The following is a 16,876-nucleotide window of genomic DNA, read 5'->3' on the forward strand; positions in this document are numbered from 1 at the left end:
TTATGAAATCGCTGTCCGACGTAAAGTTCTCGACCCTCGACCTGGTGCCCGTGCGCGCCAACGGCAGTCCGGCGCAGTCACTGCGCAATTCCCTGGACCTGGCCCAGCATGTAGAAAAGTTTGGCTACACCCGTTTCTGGGTGGCTGAACACCACAACATGGACGGTATCGCCAGTTCGGCCACCTCGGTGCTGCTGGGTTACCTGGCCGGTGGCACCTCGACGATCCGCGTCGGCTCTGGCGGCGTGATGCTGCCCAACCATGCGCCGCTGGTGATCGCCGAACAGTTCGGCACCCTGGAAAGCCTCTACCCCGGCCGTATCGACCTGGGCCTGGGCCGCGCACCCGGCTCCGACCAGATGACCGCCCGCGCCCTGCGCCGTGAGCGCTCCGGCAGTGCCGACGATTTCCCCGAAGATGTGGCGGAGCTGATGGCCTACCTCGGCCCACGCACCCCCGACCAACGGGTAATCGCCGTCCCCGGTACCGGCACCAACGTACCGGTCTGGCTGCTGGGCTCCAGCCTGTTCAGCGCGCAATTGGCAGGTGAACGCGGTCTGCCTTACGCCTTCGCCTCGCATTTCGCACCGCGCCTGATGCATGAGGCGATTCGCGTGTATCGCAATCACTTCAAGCCTTCGGCCGTGCTGGACAAGCCTTACGTGATGCTTGGCATTCCGCTGGTCGCTGCAGATACGGATGAACAGGCTGAATACCTCGCCACCTCGGTCTATCAGCGCATCCTCGCGCTGATGCGCGGGCAAAGCCTGGTGCAGCGCCCACCGGTGAAAACCATGGACGGCCTGTGGCTGCCCCATGAAAAAGACGCGGTCGGCAGCTTCCTCGGCCTGGCCATGGTCGGTAGCCCGGCGAAGATCCGCGCCAAGCTGGAGGTGCTGATCGAACAAACCGGCGCCGATGAGCTGATCTTTACCTGCGACCTGTACGAGCACGCCGATCGGATTCATTCCTACGAACTGCTGGCGCAAGTGATGAAGGGCTAAAACCCTCAGGCGAAAAAAAACCGACGCACTCGCGTCGGTTTTTTACGTCTGCAACACGGGATTAACCGCGCTTGTAGGCGATTTCCTTGGTACCGGCTTCGCAGCTGCCGACTACCGTGTAGCCATCGGCTGCAGCGCCTTTATCCACAACTTCCAACGAATAACCCGAAGCGCCCTTGGCGTCGATTTTCGCCGCAATCTCGCTTTTCAGCTCTTCACAAGGCTTGCCTGCCGCCAGGGCTGTGCCTGCAATGCTCAACAAACCTACCGCTAACAGGAACTTCTTCATCCGTTACTTTCCTTGCGCTGATCAAAAAGAGCGTGCCGACGCTTGCGGCATCGGCACCCATTGGTTGTAGCGCAGGTTATGGCAATCGGCCAGTCAGCAAGTTCAACCGCTGCGATCAACTACTGGCAATTCGGAACCCTACCTTGAGGGTGACCTGATAGTGCGCAACCTTGCCATTCTCGATATGGCCACGTGTTTCAGTCACTTCAAACCACTCGAGATGCTTGATGCTCTTGTTGGCTTCAGCGATGGCATTGTTGATCGCGTCTTCGATGCTGGTGGTCGACGAGCCAACCAATTCGACTTTCTTGTAGGTGTGATGATCACTCATGGCAGTTCTCCTAAGGGTCGTTAAGCAAGCGTAGCAGTCAATGTTCGTACTGCTTCTGGCGACCGTTCCTACCTGAAAGTTCAGATTAACTGCACTTTCTGAAACGGCCGCAGTCGGTATCTACACACGCCACTCAATCACTTCAGGAGAGTCCACATGGCCAACACTTCTTTACGCAAAGCGTCGCTGGAAAGCATGGAAGCCGAGATTTCGAGCCTGCTCAAGTCTCTGGAAAGCCTCAAGGACGATGCGTCTGACGAATCGCGCAAAACCTTGAAGGCCCTGAAAAGCAATGCCGAGAATGCCCTCAAGCACTCCCGCCACCTGATCAGCGATGCCTACGAAGAAAGCAAAGTCAAAATTCGCGAAACCGGTGTTGCAACCCGGGACTACGCACAAGAACACCCATGGACTACAGCCGGTGTTGCCGTAGGCGCACTGGGCCTGCTGGCCGCCTACCTGCTGTGCAAGCGCGGTGACTAATCTGGCTGGCGCAACAGCTCAGCCTTGAGCCACTGCGCCAGTTGCCCGGCGCGTCCGTCCGCGGCGCGCTTGGGTAGCCACAATGCCAGGTGCGCCGGGGTTTCACTGAAACCCCATGGCGCCACCAGGCGACCCGCGCGCAAGTCTTCGACCACCAGCGGTTCTGGCGCAATCGCAACGCCCAGCCCGGCCACTGCGGCCTCCAGCAAATAATACAAATGCTCAAACCCCTGGCCGTGTTTCAACGCGCCGGGTTCGATGCCGTGTTGCCGCGCCCAACTGGGCCAGGCTTGCGGACGTGAGGTGGTGTGCAACAGCGCTTCACCACACAATGCCGACGCGGGTGCCCGGCGCAGCCGCTCGTAGCCGGCGAAACGCGGGCTCATCACCGGGCCGATGCGTTCGCTGGCCAGTTCATACACCTGCATATCCGCAGGCCAGGGTGGCTCGGCGAACACCAACAGGGCATCCAGGCCGGGGCGGCGCGGGTCAAGGTCACCGTCACCCGCCGACAGGTGCAGACGCAGGTCCGGCAGGTCCGCGTTCAAGCGCCCCAGGCGCGGGATCAGCCAGCGCGCCAGCAAGCTGCCCGAGCAACCCAGCACGAACGGTGCGTCGGCACTGCTCTGGGTCAGTTCGGCGCACACGTCCCTTAGCCGCTCGAACGCCTCGGCGCTGGCGTCACGCAAACGAGTACCGGCATCTGTGAGTTTAAGGCCGCGCCCCTCCTTGACGAACAAACTCACGCCCAAGTGCTCCTCCAGCACTTTCAACTGCCGGCTGACAGCCCCATGGGTCACATACAATTGCTCGGCTGCCTGGCTGACGCTGTTCAAACGGGCGGTGGCTTCAAAGGCACGCAAGGCATTGAGGGGTGGAAGGTCTCGACTCATCTGTGAGTTTTCCTGACAGGTTGCGGCGATCTTATCGGTTTTCAGCGCAGGACGTCAGGGGTAGAGTGGCCCTCATTGCTTCCTACACCCATTCTCTCCTGGAGCGTCCCATGACTCAGTCCCAGACCGATCTACGCAACGGCCCAGACGTCAACGGCCTGTTCGGCGCGTTCGGCGGCCGTTACGTCGCTGAAACCCTGATGCCGTTGATCCTAGACCTGGCCCGAGAATACGAAGCGGCCAAGATCGATCCGGCGTTCAACGAGGAATTGGCCTACTTCCAACGTGACTACGTCGGTCGTCCAAGCCCGTTGTATTTTGCCGAGCGCCTGACCGAGTTCTGCGGCGGCGCCAAGATCTACCTCAAGCGCGAAGAGCTGAACCACACCGGCGCACACAAGATCAACAACTGCATCGGCCAGATCCTGCTGGCGCGGCGCATGGGCAAGAAACGCATCATCGCCGAGACCGGCGCCGGCATGCACGGCGTGGCGACTGCCACCGTGGCTGCGCGCTTTGGCCTGCAATGCGTGATCTACATGGGCACCACTGATATCGAGCGCCAACAGGCCAACGTGTTCCGCATGAAGCTGCTGGGCGCCGAAGTGATCCCGGTGGTCGCCGGCACCGGCACCCTCAAGGACGCGATGAACGAAGCCCTGCGTGACTGGGTAACCAACGTCGACAGCACCTTCTACCTGATCGGCACCGTGGCCGGCCCGCACCCGTACCCGGCCATGGTGCGCGACTTCCAGGCCGTGATCGGCAAGGAAACCCGCGACCAACTGCAAGCCCAGGAAGGCCGCCTGCCGGACAGCCTGGTGGCGTGCATCGGCGGGGGGTCCAACGCCATGGGTCTGTTCCACCCGTTCCTGGATGACACGAGCGTGGAGATCATCGGCGTGGAAGCTGCCGGCCACGGCATCGAAACCGGCAAGCACGCCGCCAGCCTCAACGGTGGCGTACCTGGCGTACTGCACGGCAACCGTACTTTCCTGCTGCAGGACGACGATGGCCAGATCATCGACGCCCACTCCATCTCTGCCGGCCTGGATTACCCCGGCATCGGCCCGGAACACGCCTGGTTGCATGACATCGGCCGCGTCCAGTACACCTCGGTGACCGATGACGAAGCCCTCGACGCCTTCCACAAATGCTGCCGCCTGGAAGGGATCATTCCGGCCCTGGAAAGCGCCCACGCCCTGGCCGAAGTGTTCAAGCGCGCCCCGACCCTGCCGCAGGATCACCTGATGGTGGTCAACCTGTCGGGGCGTGGCGATAAAGATATGCAAACCGTCATGCACCATATGGAACAGTCGCAGCAGGAGAAACACTGATGAGCCGCCTGCACACCCGCTTCGCCCAGCTGAAAGAACAGAACCGTGCCGCCCTGGTAACCTTCGTCACCGCTGGCGACCCTGGCTATGACACCTCCCTGGCGATCCTCAAAGGCCTGCCGGCCGCCGGTGCCGATGTGATCGAGCTGGGCATGCCCTTCACTGATCCGATGGCGGACGGCCCGGCCATTCAGCTGGCCAACATCCGTGCGTTGAATGCCAGGCAGAACCTGGTGAAAACCCTGCAGATGGTCCGCGAGTTCCGCCAGGACAACAACGACACGCCGCTGGTGTTGATGGGCTACTTCAACCCGATCCACAAATACGGCGTACCGAAGTTCATCGCCGACGCCAAGGAAGCCGGGGTCGACGGCCTGATCGTGGTCGACATGCCGCCCGAGCATAACGGCGAGCTGTGCGACCCGGCCCAGGCCGCAGGCATCGACTTTATCCGCCTGACCACACCGACCACCGACGACGTACGCCTGCCTACCGTGCTCAACGGCAGCTCAGGCTTCGTGTATTACGTTTCGGTCGCCGGCGTGACCGGTGCCGGTGCGGCGACCCTGGAACACGTCGAAGAAGCCGTGACCCGTCTGCGCCGCCACACCGACCTGCCGATCAGCATCGGCTTTGGTATCCGCACACCGGAACAAGCGGCGGCCATCGCCCGGCTGGCCGACGGTGTGGTGGTGGGTTCGGCGCTGATCGATCACATCGCCAATGCCAAGAACGACCAGCAAGCCATCGACGGCGTGTTGAGCCTGTGTGCGGCGCTGTCGGAAGGCGTGCGTAACGCCCGTAAGTAAGCGCCCGGCGCTTTCAGCTTTTTCCGCTAGGCTTGAGGGTGGACATTGCGTCCTCCCTCAACGCACTTCATGCCTATTGCCGTCTAACCGCCTGCGCAAGCCCCGCATTCCTTGCCCTCCCGGTCGTTAAGTTAGTCGCATCAGAAGTCATTCTTGGCTCTTTGGAGTACATCATGGCATTTGATCTCATTACCGCTGCGGATCGTCGTCATTCAACGCTGCAAAAAGGTTTCAACCTGCGCTGGCCGCTGGGCAATGTGCAGGGTGAATCGTCGTCGAACGGCGCCAACTTGATTTATCTCTGTTACAGCCCCCAGGACATCATCGACGCCGCCGCCCAGGCGTTGGCGATCCCCGATGGCCGGATTACGGTGCGCAGCGGTGGCCACTGCTATGAGGGTTTTGTCGCGAACAAAATGCCCGACAGTCCCAACGAAGTGCTCTCGATCATCGATATCAGCCAACTGAACCAAGTGGTCTACGACGCCACGGGGCAGATTGCCTCACAACTGGTGCCCGCCTCGCCTCATCGCTACAGCTACCGCCTGGAAGCGGGCGGCCAGAACTGGGATGCCTATGTGGCGCTGTACAAACTGGCCAACACGAGCTTGCCCGGCGGCTCGTGCTATTCGGTCGGGCTGGGTGGGCATATTTGCGGCGGTGGCTACGGGCTGCTGTCACGCAAGGATGGCCTGGTGTGCGATTGGTTGAGCGGCGTCGACATCCTGGTGCCGAACGCCCAGGGCAACGGCCTGGTCCCTGTGCATGTCGCCCGCAATAGCACCCAACAGGACGAACTGGATCTGTTCGCCGCCTGCTGCGGCGCAGGCGGCGGGCAGTTCGGGATTATCACCAGTTACTACTTCGAACGTTTGCCACAAGCCCCCAAGGAAGTGCTGTGGCTGGTACTGGAATGGGACTGGTCCCTGCTGACCAAGCCAGCCCTCGACAGATTGCTGGCGGCCTATCAGGGCTGGTTTGCCCGCAACCAGGCCAACCCGGACACCTGGGGCCTGGCGACCAAACTTGAGATGCGCCATCAGAACACTGGCAACGTCACGATGGATGTTCATTACGTGGACAAGCAGGGCGAGCTGAATGATCAAGCGCCTTTTGAAGACTTTGTTAGCTCGATGCTCAATGCCATCGGCATTCCCGCGACCGAATGCCTGAGTCCTTCGCCGACGACCCACCTGCCACACAGCAACCCGCCAGGGCCGACGATCAATTCACTGGCGTCTGCCCTGGCGGCGACCCGTCGAATGGATTGGCTGCATTGCCAGCAGACACTCAACGGCTCAGGGCCCAACCAGCGTGGCCGGTATAAGTCGGCCTACCAGAAGGGTATTTTCACCGCCACTGTGCTGCAGGCGATCTGGGACACGCTGACGTGGGACGATCCCGATAAACGGCTGACTCAAAGCCTGATCCAGATCCAGTCCTTCGGCGGGCAAATCAATCAGGCCAGCGCCGCCGTGCGGCGGGAATCATCGGTTGCACAGCGTTCGTCCTACTTGAAGTGGCAACCACAATGCTACTGGCGTGACGAAAGCAGCGCTTCGGATCAAGCCCATGCGCAATGGATCCAGGGACTGTTTTTCGCAGCATTTGCCAGTGACAACGGCGTTCCAGTCAATGCCCAGTTCGAAGGGTGCTACATCAATTACCCCGACCGCGACATGCTGTTTATCGACGGCGATCCCAGCAAGGGACCCAACCCGCAGTGGTACAAGATCTTCTTCCCTGACCTGATGATCGAAAGCCGCCTGCGCCGCACCAAGCAGCGCTGGGACCCGCTGAATGTGTTCCGTAACGAGATGTCGGTGCCCTGAGCCAAAAGGAAAAAGGGCGACCGCAAGGGTCGCCCTTTTTTACAACTCGATCCGCTCGACTTTACCGACCAGCAACACGTAGGAAAGCGCCCCGAGCAAGGCCAGCACCGCGATGTAGGTAATCGCCGGCGCAAACGAATCACCGCTGGCCAAAAAGCCGATCACAATCGGCGTGGCAATCGCCGACAGGTTGCCGATGAAGTTGAACACCCCACCGGTCAGCCCCAACAGGCGGGCCGGTGCCAGGGTCGACACCAGCGACCAGGTAATCGACGCCAGGCCATTGCCAAAGAACGCCACCGCCAGGAACGCAATCACCCAGGCCGTCGAGTCCACATAGTTGGCGCCGATGATCGCCGTGGAAATCAGCAGCCCGCCAATGATCGGCAACTTGCGCGCAAACCCCACCGACGCACCGCGACGAATCAGCCAGTCGGAAAAGATCCCGGAACACAGCACGCCGACAAACGCCGCCAGGAACGGCAACGATGCCAGCAGGCCGGACTTGATGAAGTCCATCCCGCGATATTTCACCAGGTAGGTGGGGAACCACGTCAGGAAAAACCACAGCGTGGAGTTCAGGCAGAACTGCCCCAGGTAGATGCCCCAGAGTTTGCGCTTGCTCAGCACGATCCCCAGGTCGACCCAGCTGAACGGGGCCTTGGCGGTTTTTTCCTGCATGTCCACCAGGCCGCCGCCTTCGCGGATCAGCTCGATTTCAGCGGCGTTGGCGCCTTTGAAATCCTTCGGCTCGCGATACACCGCGTACCAGATGATCCCCCACAGGATGCCAACGCCACCGGTGACGACAAACACCATGTGCCAACCGAAGGCGTGTTGCAGCCAGGCCAGTACCGGCGTGAGGAATGCCAGCCCGACAAACTGCCCGGAGGTATAGAAGCCAATCGCCGTGGCGCGTTCGCGCTCGGGAAACCAGGTGGTGACCACGCGGCTGTTGATCGGATACGCCGGGGCTTCCAGGGCACCCACCGCCATGCGCAGCACGAACAACGCGATAAAGCTGGCAGCGAAGCCGAGCATCACGGTGGCGATGGACCACAAGATCAGCGCGGCGGTATAGAGAATGCGCGGCGGCACGCGGTCCACCAGCCAGCCGCCAGGGATCTGCATGGCTGCGTAGGTCCAGCCGAACGCGGAGAAAATCAGCCCGACCTGAACCGGGTCGATGCCCAGTTCGCTGGTCAGCGCCGGGGCTGCAATCGACAGGTTGCTGCGGTCGAGGTAATTGATCACCACGGTGATGAACAGCAGCACCATGATGAAAAAACGCTTTTTGGTAGGCGTGACTAAAGAAGCCTGCCCGGTGAAGGATTCAGGGTGCATGGGGGTTGCCTCTTCTTATGCTTATTGAGGGCTTGCAGGAGCCGGCATCCCGGCTCCTACAGGGTGCTTACCACTCGGCGAAGCTGCCGTCGGCATGCCGCCAGATCGGGTTGCGCCAGCGGTGGCCGATGGCCGCGCGCTCGATCACGTATTCCTCATTGATCTCGATGCCCAGCCCCGGCCCGTTGGGGATCTTCACGAAGCCCTGGTCATAGTCGAACACACCGGGGTCGCGCACATAGTCGAGCAGGTCGTTGCTCTCGTTGTAGTGAATGCCCAGGCTTTGCTCCTGGATAAACGCGTTGTAGCAGACCGCATCCAGTTGCAAACACGCCGCCAGGGCAATCGGACCCAGCGGGCAGTGCAGTGCCAGGGCCACGTCATAGGCCTCGGCCATGTTGGCGATCTTGCGGGTTTCGGTGATGCCACCCGCGTGGGAAGCATCGGGCTGGATGATGTCGACATAGCCTTCGCTGAGCACACGCTTGAAGTCCCAGCGCGAGAACAGGCGCTCGCCCAGGGCAATCGGGGTGCTGGTCAGCGGCGCGAGTTCCTTGAGCGCTTCGTAGTTTTCGCTGAGCACCGGCTCTTCGATAAACATCAGCTTGTACGGATCCAGCTCCTTCATCAGCACCTTGGCCATGGGCTTGTGCACACGGCCATGGAAGTCGACGCCGATGCCGACGTTGGGGCCGACCGCATCACGCACAGCGGCGACGTTTGCCAGGGCCAGGTCGACCTTTTCGAAGCTGTCGACGAATTGCAGTTCTTCGGTGCCATTCATCTTCACCGCGGTGAAGCCTCGAGCCACAGCCTCTTTGGCAGCGCGGGCGGTGTCGGCTGGGCGGTCACCACCGATCCACGAGTACACGCGGATCTTGTCGCGCACCTGGCCGCCGAGCAAGTCGCTGACGGACACGCCGAGGGCCTTGCCCTTGATGTCCCACAGCGCCTGGTCGATACCGGCGAGGGCGCTCATGTGCACCGCACCGCCGCGGTAGAAGCCGCCGCGATAGAGCACGGTCCAGATGTCTTCGATGTTGCGCGGGTCTTTGCCGATCAGGTAGTCGGACAGTTCTTCGACGGCAGCCGCCACGGTATGGGCGCGGCCTTCGACCACGGGCTCACCCCAGCCGGTCACGCCCTGGTCGGTCTCGACCTTGAGGAAGCACCAGCGCGGCGGGACGATAAAGGTCGTCAGTTTGGTGATTTTCATCTCTTGTCTCTCTTATAGATGCAGCGCCAGGGGCGCGGAACTTGATGTCAGCTCAGGACTTTCCAGGCGGCGACATAAGCCTGGGCACGGCTCGCTACCTGATCCACTGTCATACCCGGTTTGAACAACCCGGAACCCAGCCCGAACCCTTTGGCGCCGGCATCGACAAACACCTGCATGTTGTCCGGGGTAATGCCGCCGACCGGCAGCAGCAAGGTGCCTGCCGGCAGTACCGCCAGCCACGCCTTGATCACCGCCGGGCCCATCTGCTCGGCGGGGAACAGCTTCAGCACGTCAGCACCTTCGGCCAGGGCGGCGAAAGCTTCGGTCGGTGTCGCCACACCTGGCGACAGGAACAGGCCTGCGGCTTTCGCCGCTCGCAGCACCTTGGCATCGCTGTGGGGCATCACGATCACCTGGCCACCGGCCGCCTTCACCTGCTCGACCTGCTCAGGCAGCAACACCGTGCCGGCGCCGATCAGGCAATCGGCGGGCAGGCTGTCGCGCAGGGTGCGGATGCTGGTGTAAGGATCGGGCGAATTCAGCGGGACTTCGATCACACGAAACCCGGCCTCGTACAACACCTGGCCGACGGCCTGGGCTTCGTCCGGACGGATGCCGCGCAGAATCGCGATCAAACCGTTTTGTGCGAGTGCGTGCTTGAGCATGTCAGGCCTCCAATACAGGTTGAGTGAGCCCGGATGCCACCGCCAATTGCCACAGTCCGCGCTCGGTGGCCTCCTGCGCCAGACTGACGTGGGCGAAGCCGCAGAGGGCGAGGGCGCGTTGATAGCGGGCGCAGAGGGGCGCGGCGCCGACCAGGATGATCGGCTTGTGCCGGGCACTGCCGGGCAGGCCGGCGAGTTCATGGCCGATGAGCAAGCCGGAGAGGTAATCGGGCTGCTGCTCGGCAGTGAGTTCAGCGGTGAGGCCCAGGGTGCGCGCACTGAAAAGCGTCGACAGCACGCCGCGCTCGCCGTCTTTGGACAGCGCCACCTGCACGCCGCGGTCAAAGGCGTCAGCCTGGAATTGCGCGGATTGTTGCTGGGTACGCCCGAGGATGCTGTGCTTGCTCAACACCGCAAACAGCTCGCCGGTCATGAAGGTGTCGAAGTGAGTGATGCAGCCATCGACCACCTCGACCCACTTGGAATGGCTGCCGGGCAGGCCGATCAACCCATTGGTGCTCAGCCCTTGAAGCACGCCCAGCACTTGGGTTTCTTCGCCGCGCATCACGTTGGGCAAGCCGATCTGCTCGATCACGCCCGGCACGATATGCACATCCACGCCACGCAGGCTGCGCACCTTGTGCAGCGCCTGGCCAAGGCTGGCGACATCGACAGGGGTGTTGCGATAAGCCGCCTCGCTCCAGCCCTGGGCACTGCCGACCATGCCGCAGGCAATCACCGGCAAACCGGGCTCGGCGTCGAGCCAGTCACCACACGCCGCATCGAATGCCAACTCGAAGCCATCGCTGCAACGCACGCCAGCAATGTCCCGGGGTTCATTGGGCAAATGCATGATGCCCCACGCCAGCGAGCGCTGTTCCAGCACTGCGCCGACGGGGCCGAGTTTATAAGCACGAAGGGAACTGGTACCCCAATCGAGCGCGATCAATTGCGCCTGCATCGCTTCACCTGAGTTCTGAGCGGATGCAGCGAATATAAACCTACGGCGCAGAAAGTCTCAATATATAAATATCAATCCCATATTTAGGGATTTAATTTAAGAAAAGGCTGACAAGTTCAGCTCCCGCATTGCCCCCATCCAGACGGCATAGTCAGTGTGGTCCTTCAGGTCATCGCCGGTATCGGGGTGCAGGAACACCACCAGGCCATTGCGATGGATCACCAGCCACGGCAACACCACACCGATGTATTCCGGGTCGAACGCCAACTGGCAGCTCCAGTCCGGGTGCGGCCCTACAGGCCGCTCGTGCACACGGCCCATGCGCAGCGGGAACAGTTTGGCAGCGTCTTCACACAAGGTGCGCGCCTGTTCGATAGTGTTCGCGTCGAAGTAGATATGGGCGTGATAGCCCTTGATACGTTGCATGACGGACTCCGGATCCAATATGCGCCAGATGCTAGACCGCAATCGATGGCAGGGCCAGTCCGGTCAGCGACTGCGCGCTGCTGGCCTGCTCGGCCACCAGCCAGTCGACAAACCGCTCCACCAACTGCCCTCGGCGTTTGCGCTGGGGTTGCACCACGTAATAGCCGAAACGCGAGATCACCGTGTCGTGGATCGGTCGGCACAGCCAGTTCTGCTCCAGCAGGTTGTCCACTAGATGGCGCCAGCCGATGGCCACGCCCTGGCCGGCAATCGCAGCCTGGATCAACAGGGTGTAGTTATCGAAGCGCAGCTGGCCGGGAGTAGGCGCAGTGGTGATGCCCAGTTCGCGAAACACGCCACTCCAGTCGAACCACTGGCTGTTGTTTTCCTGGCGCAGGTGCAACAACGGAAAATCGTGCAAATTTTGCTTAGTCAGTGGCGTGGCCTGTTCTTTGAGCCACTGCGGGCTGCACACCGGGAACACTTCCTCGTTGAACAGCCACAGGCTATCGCCCTGCTTGAAACGGCCGTCGCCAAACAGTACCGCCACATCAATATCGCTGCGCAAGGTCGCGTGGTTGCGTTCGCTAGTCACCAGGCTGACGTCCACCTGGGGGTTGGCCTGGTGGAAGCGGTGCAAACGCGGCATCAACCAATAAGCGGCGAAGGCGAAGTCGGTCGCCACTTGCAGCACTTCATGCTGATCCTGCTGGGTAATCAGGCTCAGTCCCTGGTTGATGCCCTGCAAACCGCCCTGCACATGCTCGAACAACAGGGCGCCGGCATCGGTCAACTCAATGCCACGGTAGATGCGATCAAACAGGCGGATCGCCAGTTGTTCCTCCAGGCGCTTGATCTGCTGGCTGATCGCGGGCTGGGTGGTGCCCTGTTCCATGGCAGCGGCGGTAAAACTGCGGTGGCGCGCCGCTGCTTCGAACGCGCGCAGCAGATCGAGGGACAGGTCGCCAAGGGCTTCATACATAAGCGGTGCTTATCCTAGACATTGCTTTTCATGGGCTTTACCCCATTTTCCATGGGCTGCATGCTCATTCGCATAAACACCGCCTATGGAATGCCGATAGATCATGAAGCGCAAGAACATTCTTTTCATCATGGCCGATCAAATGGCCGCGCCGATGTTGCCGTTCTACGGACCTTCCCCCATCAAATTGCCCAACCTGAGCCGCCTCGCCGCACAGGGCGTGGTGTTCGATGCCGCGTACTGCAACAGCCCGCTGTGCGCACCGTCGCGCTTTACCCTGGTCAGTGGCCAGTTGCCGAGCAAGATCGGCGCCTACGACAACGCCGCCGATTTCCCCGCCGACGTGCCGACCTACGCTCACTACCTGCGCCGCCTCGGCTACCGCACCGCGCTGTCGGGCAAGATGCACTTCTGCGGTCCCGACCAACTGCACGGTTACGAAGAACGCCTGACCAGTGACATCTACCCCGCCGACTATGGCTGGGCGGTGAACTGGGACGAGCCGCACGTGCGCCCCACCTGGTACCACAACATGTCGTCGGTGCTGCAAGCCGGCCCGTGCGTGCGCACCAACCAGCTGGATTTCGACGAAGAGGTGGTGTTCAAGGCCCGGCAATACCTGTTCGACCATATCCGCGAAGACGGCGAACGACCGTTCTGCCTGACGGTATCGATGACCCACCCGCACGACCCGTACACCATTCCCAAGCCGTTCTGGGACCTGTACGACGACGCCGACATCCCCCTGCCTGCAACGCCTGCCCAGGCTGATCTCGACCCCCACTCCCAGCGCCTGCTCAAGGTCTACGACCTGTGGGACAAACCGCTGCCCGTGGATAAGATCCGCGATGCGCGCCGCGCCTACTTCGGCGCGTGCAGCTACATCGACAGCAATGTCGGCAAGCTGCTGCAGACCCTGGAAGACACCGGCCTGGCCGATGACACCATCATCATCTTCTCCGGCGACCACGGTGACATGCTCGGCGAGCGCGGGCTCTGGTACAAAATGCACTGGTTCGAAATGGCCGCGCGCGTACCGCTGCTGGTCAGTGCGCCGGGGCAATTCGCGGCGGGCCGAGTGACGCAAGCCGTGTCCACCGCCGACCTGCTGCCGACCCTGGTGGAACTGGCCGGCGGCGAACTGGACCCGCGCCTGCCGCTGGACGGCCGCTCGCTGGTCCCGCACTTGCAAGGGCAGGGCGGGCACGACGAAGTGTTCGGCGAATACATGGCCGAAGGCACCATCAGCCCGCTGATGATGATTCGCCGAGGCGCCTACAAATTCATCTACAGCGAAGACGACCCTTGTCTACTGTTCGATGTGCACAACGACCCGCACGAGCGGGAGAACCTCAGCCAGTCACCGGAACACCGGCCACTGTTCGAGGCGTTTTTGAGTGAGGCGCGGGCCAAATGGGACATCCCGGCGATCCACCAGCAGGTGCTCGCCAGCCAACGCCGTCGTCGCCTGGTATTCGAGGCACTCACCCAGGGCAAGCTGAAGAGCTGGGATCACCAGCCACTGGTGGACGCCAGTCAGCAATACATGCGCAACCATATCGACCTCGACGACCTGGAGCGCAAGGCACGTTATCCACAACCCTGCCAAAACCAATAAATACAGAGGGAAGGCCATGCAAAAGTTGACTGTGATGTTGAGCCTGTTGGTACTGACCAGCGCCAACGTGTACGCGGACGCCAGTTGTGAAACGGTAAAAATGGCCGATCCGGGCTGGAGCGATATCGCAGCCACCAACGCCATCGCCGGTTTCCTGCTGACCGGCATGGGCTACAAACCGAAGGTGGATACCCTGGCGGTGCCAATCACCTTCGGCGGGCTCAAGGACGGCCAGGTGGACGTGTTCCTCGGCAACTGGATGCCGGCACAGCAGGGCTTCTACGACAAGTTCGTGGCCAATGGCGATGTGGTGCAACTGGCGAAAAACCTCGACGGCACCGAGTTCACTCTCGCTGTGCCCGACTATGTGTGGGACGCCGGGGTGCATGATTTTGCCGACCTGAACAAGTTTGCCGACAAGTTCGACAAGAAGATCTACGGCATCGGCTCCGGCGCGCCGGCAAATATCTCGTTGCAGGAAATCATCAAGAAGAACGACTTCGACCTGGGCCAGTGGAAGCTGGTCGAGTCCAGCGAACAGGCGATGCTGGCCGAAGTGTCGCGAGCGGTGAAGAAACAGAAATTCGTCACCTTCCTCGGCTGGACCCCGCATCCGATGAACGTGCAGTTGAAAATGCGCTACCTCAAGGGTGGCGAGAAATACTTTGGTGACACTGGCAGCGTGTATACCTTGACCCGCAAGGGTTACGCACAGGCCTGCCCGAACGTAGGAAAACTGCTGACCAACCTGAGTTTTACCCAGGAGATGGAGAACGGCATCATGGCCGAGGTCGCCAACAACAAGGTCAGCAACGCCGATGCGGCGAAGGCGTGGATCAAGGCCAATCCGGCGGTATTGGATAAGTGGCTTGAGGGTGTAAAAACACTGGACGGTAAAGACGCACTCCCTGCAGTTAAAGCCAGACTCTGAGGCCTGATGCAATTCAAATGTGGGAGGGGGCTTGCCCCCGATAGCGGTGTCTCAGCCATGGATGTATCAACTGACACTCCCTCATCGGGGGCAAGCCCCCTCCCACATAGGCCCTGTGTGTACTGATACTCTGATGCAAACCTTCCGATCCGAGTCCGCGATGCCCCGGCCCAACCGCCACACACTCTTTCCCTTCCTCAGCTGGCTCCCGCGCCAAACCCGTGCCAGCGTCGGCCGGGATGCAATCGTCGGCCTCAGTGGCGCAGTCCTCGCCCTGCCACAGTCGATTGCCTACGCGCTGATTGCCGGTCTCCCACCCGAGTACGGCCTGTACGCCGCGATCATCCCGGTACTGATCGCTTGCCTCTGGGGTTCGTCCTGGCACTTGATCTGCGGGCCCACGGCGGCGATTTCCATTGTGCTGTACGCCAGCGTCAGTCCATTGGCCGTGCCGGGGTCACAGGACTACATCACCCTGATCCTGCTGCTGACCTTCCTCGCCGGCGTTTTCCAGTGGCTGTTGGGCATGCTGCGCTTCGGCGCGTTGGTAAATTTTGTATCGCACTCGGTGGTGCTCGGGTTCACCTTGGGTGCCGCCGTGGTGATCGCCCTCGGCCAGTTGCCCAACCTGATGGGGCTGGATCTGCCAAGCCAGGCCACCGCCATCAATAGCTTGTTGGCACTGATTCATCACAGCGGCGAATGGGACCACGCGTCCCTCTTACTGGGGTTTGGCACGTTGCTGGTCGGCGCGCTGCTCAAGTACCTGGTGCCTCGCTGGCCAACGCTGTTGATTGCGCTGGCACTGGGCAGCCTGGTGGCGTGGCTGTGGCCAGCGATGTTCGGGCACGTAGCGCTGGTCAGTTCGTTTGTGGGCAAACTGCCGCCGTTCAGCCCGTTGCCGATGGACCTGGACATGCTCCTGCGCCTGCTGCCGAGCGCCGTGGCGGTGGGCATGCTCGGGTTGGTGACCAGCCTGTCGATTGCCCGCTCGTTGTCGGCGCGCTCACAGCAATTGCTCGACGCCAACCAGGAAGTCCGTGCACAGGGTCTATCCAATATCGTGGGCGGATTTTTCTCCGGCTACCTGTCAGCCGGCTCGTTCACACGTTCCGGCCTCAGCTACGAGGCGGGCGCCTGCTCGCCGTTGGCCGGGGTGTTTTCCGCGTTATGGGTGGCGTTGTTCGCGTTATTTGGCGCGGCCCTGATCGCCCATATCCCGATCCCGAGCATGGCCGCGAGCATCTTGCTGATCAGTTGGGGGCTGGTGGACCGTCGCGGCATTCGTGCGCTGTTCCGCGTCAGTCGCGCCGAGTTTGTGGTGATGAGCTTGACGTGTGTGGCCACCTTGTTGCTGGAGCTGCAAACCGCCATTTATGCAGGGGTGCTGGCGTCGCTGTTTTTCTACCTCAAGCGCACCTCCCAGCCACGGGTACAACAGTGGCGAGATGGCGATGAGGATGTGCTGCGCGTGGGCGGCTCGATCTTTTTCGGCGCCAGCCATTACCTGCAAGTGCGTCTGCAAAGCCTGCAGGGCGAGCGGGTGGTGATCGAGGCGCAGCAGATCAACTTTATCGACTATTCAGGGGTGGAGATGCTGCACCAGGAGGCTCGGCGCTTGCGTGGGCTGGGCCGCAGTTTGACGCTGCGCCGGGCCAGGCCGCAGGTGGTGGAAGAGTTGAGAAAGCTGGAAGGGGCCGACAATTGCCCCATCCAGTTCCAAGACTGAAAACGATCAACAATGTGGAAGGG

At 61.4% G+C, this 16,876-nt stretch carries 17 protein-coding genes; 8 read left to right on the forward strand and 9 right to left on the reverse strand.

Annotated elements, in window-relative coordinates:
• Positions 1–2 precede the first annotated feature (2 nt).
• Positions 3–1,004 carry an LLM class flavin-dependent oxidoreductase gene (locus BMX59_RS04325; RefSeq protein ID WP_071490918.1) on the forward strand — a complete coding sequence of 334 codons (1,002 nt, stop codon included), beginning with the start codon at positions 3–5 and terminating at the stop codon, positions 1,002–1,004.
• Between the two features lie 61 nt (positions 1,005–1,065).
• On the opposite strand, the gene BMX59_RS04330 is transcribed toward BMX59_RS04325, so the two are convergent.
• Both BMX59_RS04330 and BMX59_RS04335 read right to left on the reverse strand, forming a co-directional pair.
• A complete protein-coding gene (locus BMX59_RS04330; RefSeq protein WP_012721486.1) occupies positions 1,066–1,293 on the reverse strand; it encodes a DUF1161 domain-containing protein in 228 nt (75 codons plus the stop codon).
• A gap of 115 nt (positions 1,294–1,408) precedes the next feature.
• Positions 1,409–1,624 carry a dodecin gene (locus BMX59_RS04335; RefSeq protein WP_032885105.1) on the reverse strand — a complete coding sequence of 72 codons (216 nt, stop codon included), beginning with the start codon at positions 1,622–1,624 and terminating at the stop codon, positions 1,409–1,411.
• Positions 1,625–1,780: 156 nt separating this feature from the next.
• Between BMX59_RS04335 and BMX59_RS04340 the strand changes: the two genes are divergently transcribed.
• Positions 1,781–2,107 carry an ElaB/YgaM/YqjD family protein gene (locus BMX59_RS04340; protein WP_003170746.1) on the forward strand — a complete coding sequence of 109 codons (327 nt, stop codon included), beginning with the start codon at positions 1,781–1,783 and terminating at the stop codon, positions 2,105–2,107.
• On the opposite strand, the gene BMX59_RS04345 is transcribed toward BMX59_RS04340, so the two are convergent.
• Positions 2,104–3,000, reverse strand: a complete 897-nt coding sequence (locus BMX59_RS04345; RefSeq protein WP_093120173.1) for a LysR family transcriptional regulator — start codon at positions 2,998–3,000, stop codon at positions 2,104–2,106. The genes BMX59_RS04340 and BMX59_RS04345 overlap by 4 nt on opposite strands.
• Before the next feature lie 110 nt (positions 3,001–3,110).
• Between BMX59_RS04345 and trpB the strand changes: the two genes are divergently transcribed.
• The 3 genes from trpB (at position 3,111) to BMX59_RS04360 (ending at position 6,978) form a co-directional block, all read left to right on the forward strand.
• Positions 3,111–4,337, forward strand: coding sequence for a tryptophan synthase subunit beta (gene trpB / locus BMX59_RS04350; protein ID WP_092241468.1), 1,227 nt, complete (start codon positions 3,111–3,113; stop codon positions 4,335–4,337).
• Positions 4,337–5,146 carry a tryptophan synthase subunit alpha gene (trpA, locus tag BMX59_RS04355; protein ID WP_092241470.1) on the forward strand — a complete coding sequence of 270 codons (810 nt, stop codon included), beginning with the start codon at positions 4,337–4,339 and terminating at the stop codon, positions 5,144–5,146. The genes trpB and trpA overlap by 1 nt, the downstream gene beginning before the upstream one ends.
• Positions 5,147–5,319: 173 nt before the next feature.
• Positions 5,320–6,978 carry a BBE domain-containing protein gene (locus tag BMX59_RS04360; RefSeq protein ID WP_093120177.1) on the forward strand — a complete coding sequence of 553 codons (1,659 nt, stop codon included), beginning with the start codon at positions 5,320–5,322 and terminating at the stop codon, positions 6,976–6,978.
• A gap of 39 nt (positions 6,979–7,017) precedes the next feature.
• Here the strand turns inward: BMX59_RS04360 and BMX59_RS04365 are convergent, their stop codons facing one another.
• From BMX59_RS04365 to BMX59_RS04390, 6 genes are all read right to left on the reverse strand, one after another.
• Entirely contained in the window at positions 7,018–8,322 is a 1,305-nt protein-coding gene (locus BMX59_RS04365) for an MFS transporter (protein ID WP_092241474.1), read from the reverse strand.
• A 67-nt stretch (positions 8,323–8,389) separates the two neighbouring features.
• Entirely contained in the window at positions 8,390–9,538 is a 1,149-nt protein-coding gene (gene dgoD / locus BMX59_RS04370; RefSeq protein WP_003170741.1) for a galactonate dehydratase, read from the reverse strand.
• A gap of 47 nt (positions 9,539–9,585) precedes the next feature.
• A complete protein-coding gene (locus BMX59_RS04375; protein ID WP_092241476.1) occupies positions 9,586–10,206 on the reverse strand; it encodes a 2-dehydro-3-deoxy-6-phosphogalactonate aldolase in 621 nt (206 codons plus the stop codon).
• Position 10,207: 1 nt separating this feature from the next.
• Positions 10,208–11,167, reverse strand: a complete 960-nt coding sequence (locus tag BMX59_RS04380) for a 2-dehydro-3-deoxygalactonokinase (protein ID WP_092241478.1) — start codon at positions 11,165–11,167, stop codon at positions 10,208–10,210.
• Positions 11,168–11,263: 96 nt separating this feature from the next.
• The gene (locus tag BMX59_RS04385) at positions 11,264–11,593 is read right to left on the reverse strand and encodes a DOPA 4,5-dioxygenase family protein (protein WP_058424390.1); all 330 of its coding nucleotides are present in this window, start codon (positions 11,591–11,593) and stop codon (positions 11,264–11,266) included.
• Between the two features lie 31 nt (positions 11,594–11,624).
• Entirely contained in the window at positions 11,625–12,575 is a 951-nt protein-coding gene (locus tag BMX59_RS04390; RefSeq protein ID WP_093120181.1) for a choline sulfate utilization transcriptional regulator, read from the reverse strand.
• 103 nt (positions 12,576–12,678) lie between these two features.
• On the opposite strand from BMX59_RS04390, the gene betC reads away from it, so the two are divergent.
• From betC to BMX59_RS04405, 3 genes are all read left to right on the forward strand, one after another.
• Positions 12,679–14,193, forward strand: coding sequence for a choline-sulfatase (betC, locus tag BMX59_RS04395; protein WP_071490909.1), 1,515 nt, complete (start codon positions 12,679–12,681; stop codon positions 14,191–14,193).
• A 16-nt stretch (positions 14,194–14,209) separates the two neighbouring features.
• On the forward strand, positions 14,210–15,124 hold the full coding sequence (choX, locus tag BMX59_RS04400; protein ID WP_092241482.1) for a choline ABC transporter substrate-binding protein: 915 nt from the start codon (positions 14,210–14,212) through the stop codon (positions 15,122–15,124).
• Positions 15,125–15,284: 160 nt separating this feature from the next.
• Positions 15,285–16,853, forward strand: coding sequence for a SulP family inorganic anion transporter (locus BMX59_RS04405; protein ID WP_093120894.1), 1,569 nt, complete (start codon positions 15,285–15,287; stop codon positions 16,851–16,853).
• The last annotated feature ends 23 nt before the right edge of the window (positions 16,854–16,876 follow it).

This window comes from Pseudomonas sp. NFR09 (genome assembly GCF_900111535.1).
GTDB lineage: Bacteria > Pseudomonadota > Gammaproteobacteria > Pseudomonadales > Pseudomonadaceae > Aquipseudomonas > Aquipseudomonas extremorientalis.